Genomic DNA, 4,225 nt, shown 5'->3' with positions numbered 1-4,225 from the left:
TTTATCTCCATTCGCGGCATGGAATTTTTAGAATTTCGCGCCGCTTAAATTTCTACAAAAATTCCGTCTTTGTTTCATTTAAACAATCTGTCGCTAAAATTTAATCGCAAATTTATCCAAGTCTAAATTTTAAAATTTCGTCGCCAAAATTTCACACTCTTCATCTATGAAATTCCGCGCGCTGTATTTTATCGCGACAGATTTACGGCAAAATTTAAAGATAAACCGTCCGCATCGCATCGCCGAAATTCCCCGCGCAGTTTCGCGCACGAAGGCGGTAAAATTTAGAAATTTTAACCAAACTTTCGCTATCATCACGGCTTAAATTTTCACCCAAAGGAAACCGATGTTTGAATGGATCGCCTCACCCGAGGCATGGATCAGTCTGGCGACGCTCACGGGACTTGAGATCGTGCTTGGCATCGACAATATCATCTTTATCGCGATTTTGTGCGGCCGCTTGCCCGAGGCGCAGCGCGGACGCGCCCGTATAATGGGGCTTGCGCTTGCGATGTTCACGCGCATACTGCTACTTCTTAGCCTTAGCTGGATCATGGGGCTAACTAAGCCGCTATTTAGCGTGCTTGCGCGCGATTTTAGCGGACGCGATCTCGTGCTGATCGGCGGCGGATTGTTTCTACTCGTCAAATCCACGCTCGAGATCCACTCCAGCGCCACGGGCGAGGTACACGAACATAGCGCTAGCGGCGGCAAGGCGAGCTTTAGCGGCACGCTCGTGCAGATTGCCGTTTTGGACATCATCTTTTCGCTCGACAGCGTCATCACCGCCGTGGGCATGGCGCAGCACCTGCCCGTGATGATCCTCGCAGTCGTCATCGCCGTGGGCGTGATGATGCTCGCTAGCGGTGCAATCGCGCGCTTCGTGGACGCAAACCCGACGATCAAAATTTTAGCGCTTGCATTTTTGATTTTGGTGGGCGTCTCGCTGATCGCCGATGGGCTGGGCTTTCACATACCTAAGGGCTACATCTACTTCTCGATGGCGTTTTCGCTACTGGTGGAGCTCATCAATATCCAGATCCGCAAAAAATCCGCCGCGAAATAGAGGGGCGAAATTTTGCGAGATCTGAAAAGCGCGCATGGGGTTTGCTAAATTTCTTTCGCCGCGACGTATCAAGCTTGCTCGCGGCACGGCTAGGGATTTGAAGCTACAGCCCGCGGCTGCAGGCACGGCGAAATTTAGCTTTACGCTGGAGCGCTTGCGCTTTGCGGGAATTTTAAATTTAAAACGCGACGGACTTTATCTGCCGATACGCGAGGGCGACGAGCTGGCGGTGATCTATGAAGATGAAGCTTTGGGCTCGAATTTCGGCAGCGAGGCTTCAAGGAGCTTAAATTCCTGCCGCGAGGCTTTAAGCGGCGCCGATTTAAGCGGCGAAAATTCCATGCTGCGCCCTAGCTGCGAAGTTCCAAACAGCGGAAATTCCACTGCCGCAAATTCAAACCGCGACGCATATAGCGATACGGCGGCGAGTGCGCGCCAAAATTCTGCAGTATCTGATTTATCGGACAAAGATCGCAGCAGCATAAACTCAGCCGCTTTGGGTTTGATCCGTAAAGACTTTAGCAGCCCCCTCTCTTTAAATTCTACCCGCGAGGAGCACAACGCCCAGGCAAACTCCGCTCTCTCTCCGCTAGATTTCGTTAATCTAAGCCTAGGAGCGCAGCGCTGGAGGGACGCCGGTAGCACGGTACTCGCCGCGATATTCGCAGCCTTCGGCGTAGCGCTGACCGCAATGAGTATCTACTGCATAATCTTTATTTTTGATGCAAGGGCTCCTGCCGGACTGCTAGCCCTGCTCATCCTCGCGCCTTTTTCGTATTGCAGCTTTAAGTTTATGCGAAGAGACTGGCGCGCCGCAAAGTTCGGACGCATATTTGCGGCTCTCGCGCACTCCAAAGAGTCCAAGCGAAGCGGCGAAGCGGAGGGCTATGCTAGCGGCGTGCGCGTGCTGCAAAGCGGCGACGTTTATTATTATGGCTTCGCGCTGGACGGGCTGTATTTATCGGGCGACAGCAAGCTGCGGATCGTTTCCGACGGGATACTCACAGATCAAAATTTAGCGGAGCTCGCAGGCGGCGAAAATTCTGCGAAATTTAAGAATTTAAACGCAGAAAATTCTGCGAGCGTTAAAAATTTTGCGAAATCAGCGAATTCCACAAGCTCTGCAAATTCTGCCAACGCAGCAAATTCTATAAATTCCGCCAGCTCCGCCGAAACCGCGACACCCGCCAAGGCGAAGGACGCTTCGCAGAGCTTTGAGCTGCAAAACGGCGATATTCTCCGCGCGCGCTACAAAGACTACCGCGTAAGCGGGCTGTGGAACCAAAGCCGCGGCATGAAGCTAGGCGATACGCGCAGCGGACTTCGGCGCGCAGCGGATTTTATCACGGCTGTGGCGCTGCAACTCGGTCTGCGTCTAGGCGGCGCGCTAGTGCTGACGTGGCTTGGCGATCATATCGGCGGCTCCTTCGGCAACGCCCTAAGCTTCATCGGATTTTTGCTGCTGCTTAGCCTTATGCTTTGAAAGGCGAATTTCAAACGGCATCCTCGCGGAATTTTGCAACTTCAAGGAATTTCAAATTTCGAAATTTCGCAGAATTCCGCAGCGAGCGGATTTGGGTTTTAAATTGAGGGCGCAAATTCTAAATCCAAATCTCGCGCGGCGCAAATTTGCGCTATAATCTAGCGAAAATCAAAGATTTAAAGGATGCGACTTGAAAATTTTAATCTCGTTTTTGTGCTTATTAAGCTTCATGTTCGCCGAGGCAGCGCCCGCTTTGGCAGAAGGTGCAAACAGCGCTCAAAAAGATCAAAGCCTAGAAATTTTAACCGCAAATTTAAGCACGGCGCTTCAGGAGATTGACGAAGCCGGGCATCGCCCCGATGGTACGCCTTGCGAGAGCATCGTTAGGTTAAGGGCTGCGTTTATGGAGTTTTTGCAAAGCGCGGGCGAGAGCGCTCCGCAAATTTTAAAATCCTTGAGGTTCGCGCCGAATATGGCGATCTCGCAGGACGGCAAGTTTCGGGCATATTCGGTAGATATCAGCACCGGCGGCACGATGGGCGCGAGCTACGTAGCGTATCAATACGTAAGCGGCGGGCAAAATTTCATTATGGATTTTGCAGACAAAGGTGCGCAGCAGATGCAAGAATGCGTTCTTGGCGGCAGGCGGGATTGCGCCTGCGGCGATTGGGCAGTCGGTACCGCATGGGGCGGCGATCGAGTGATAAAAGTTTTTAAAGTTAAAGAAAATCTATATCTTATTTACGGAGCATCAAAGGGCTCTACTAAGCTCACAAACGACGAATTTTGGGCGGTAGAAGCAAGCGAAGCGGGTATAAACCTAGCGAATATATTCCACTATGTCCGTTCATGCGGCGGAGATTGCGACTGCTCTAAAAGGAGCTCTTTGGTGCCGCCGCCGCACGACTCCGCTCGATTCGGCATAGAATATGATTTTTTCTCATATTTAGACGGCAGTGACGAGATAAAGAATAAATACGCTAAAAGGACGTTTTTGACCTTTGAAAACGGCATACTGGGCGCTCTTAAGGTAAAATATAGCGATAAATACCCGGACGGCGAGCTTGTCGATGAATATCAATACTTTAAATTTGACGGCGAAAAATTTACGATAGAGAGTAAAATAATTCATTGCGAGCCCGGTAAAATTATAGAGGAGTTAGTCGCGCCCTCTAGCGCGCAGGGGCTTTGATGGGCACCGTGATGCTTGGCGGGTGCGCTAAATTTTAAGGCGCGGTAAAATTTCAAATTTCAAGCGCGCAGAATTTCGACTGCGAAATTTTAAAATTTTAAATTTTAAAGCGTAGAATTTCAAGGCGCGGAATTTTAATTTCAGAATTTTAAATTTTGCGGCGCGGAATTCCGTAGCGTGGATTAAAATTTTAAATTTCAAAATGTGCGGATTTTAAGGCGCGTAAAATTCCAAAGCGCAAAATCCAAAAGCGGAATTTTAAAATTTCAAATTTTAAGGCACGCGAAACCGCGGCACGAAGCGTGAGACCGTAGCGTGCCAAACTGCGGCGAGCCGCCCGTCCGCTAGCTCCAAATTCTTTCGTTTAGTTTTAGGTTTTTTACGATCGCCAAAAAGTGCGAAAGCTCGCGCTTGAGCTGCGCGGCAGGGTCGCGGCGCAGCACGCTTTCGCCGATGTCGGGCTCGAAATTGTCGCGCCCCGTAT

At 50.4% G+C, this 4,225-nt stretch carries 3 protein-coding genes; all 3 read left to right on the top strand.

Features of this window, described 5'->3' with window-relative positions; all coding sequences use genetic code 11:
* The first annotated feature begins 346 nt into the window (after window positions 1–346).
* The gene (locus Q0236_RS00305; RefSeq protein ID WP_297913654.1) at window positions 347–1,066 is read left to right on the top strand and encodes a TerC family protein; all 720 of its coding nucleotides are present in this window, start codon (window positions 347–349) and stop codon (window positions 1,064–1,066) included.
* Window positions 1,067–1,100: 34 nt separating this feature from the next.
* Window positions 1,101–2,549 (top strand): hypothetical protein, encoded by a 1,449-nt coding sequence (locus tag Q0236_RS00300; RefSeq protein WP_297913652.1) that lies wholly within the window; start codon window positions 1,101–1,103, stop codon window positions 2,547–2,549.
* Between the two features lie 190 nt (window positions 2,550–2,739).
* The gene (locus Q0236_RS00295) at window positions 2,740–3,741 is read left to right on the top strand and encodes a hypothetical protein (RefSeq protein WP_297913649.1); all 1,002 of its coding nucleotides are present in this window, start codon (window positions 2,740–2,742) and stop codon (window positions 3,739–3,741) included.
* Window positions 3,742–4,225 lie beyond the last annotated feature (484 nt).

This window comes from uncultured Campylobacter sp., from assembly GCF_938031315.1.
Taxonomy (GTDB): Bacteria; Campylobacterota; Campylobacteria; order Campylobacterales; family Campylobacteraceae; genus Campylobacter_B.
This window is presented reverse-complemented; position numbering and strand designations above follow the sequence as displayed.

Bases quoted from the DNA above. Each gene is read 5' to 3' on its own strand.
- Q0236_RS00300 (WP_297913652.1), top strand. From the start codon at position 1,101: ATGGGGTTTGCTAAATTTCTTTCGCCGCGACGTATCAAGCTTGCTCGC.
- Q0236_RS00305 (WP_297913654.1), top strand. From the start codon at position 347: ATGTTTGAATGGATCGCCTCACCCGAGGCATGGATCAGTCTGGCGACG.